Origin of the sequence: Streptomyces sp. DH12 (genome assembly GCF_020873895.1) — a bacterium.
In the GTDB taxonomy this organism is placed as follows: domain Bacteria; phylum Actinomycetota; class Actinomycetes; order Streptomycetales; family Streptomycetaceae; genus Streptomyces.
In genome coordinates, this window is record NZ_JAHWGT010000316.1 from 1 (window position 1) to 686 (window position 686).

Annotated in this window: 1 pseudogene; it reads right to left on the bottom strand. The window is 76.7% G+C overall.

Going from position 1 to position 686, the window contains the following annotated elements:
- A pseudogene (locus tag LPA54_RS34275) lies at positions 1-591 on the bottom strand (hypothetical protein); the annotation flags it as partial.
- Between the last annotated feature and the right edge of the window lie 95 nt (positions 592-686).

Genomic DNA, 686 nt, shown 5'->3' on the forward strand with positions numbered 1-686 from the left:
TTCCGACACCGTGCTGAGCTCCAGCTCCCAGGGGTCGGGGGAGGCGCCGCGCGCGTCGGGGGCGGCCCGCTCGACGGTCACGTAGTACGTCCCGGCCTCGGCGCAGAGGCTTCTTCTGGGGGAGATCTCCCGCATGGCCCACGCGGCGACCGGATGGGGGCTGCCCGGCGCTCCGAAGGTCGTCGTGTCCGCGTCGCAGGAGCGGCCGTCGGCGTCCTCCACGGTCACCTTGACGCCGTCGGCGACGGAGACGCCGGCTCCGGACGGCGGAACGGCGGTGGCGGAGGCGTAGGCGGTGCCGGTGTCGTCCAGTTCCAGGCGGTAGTACACCTTGCCGTCGGGCGGGAGGGTGCTGCGGTAGGTCCGGCCGGGCTCCAGCTCCACGGCGTCCGCGGTGCTCCCGGCGCCCTCGACCCGGCGCGCGTCCTCGGCGAAGGCGTACGCGTGGGCGGTGTCCTGGCCGGCGGCCTGGGCGGGCTGTCCCGTGAGGACGGTCCCCAGTCCGAGCGCGGCCGCCAGGCCCAGACGTCCCGCGGCGCCGCGCCGGCTCCGTGCCGTCGTCCGCCGCGCCGTGCCCTGCCGTCCCCTCACGCGCCCCCCTCGTCGCCGCCGGTTCCGCTCGGTGCCGCCGCCCATCCTGCACCGGGGACGAGGCCCGGTCACAAGGTCCCGGCCACACAAAACCC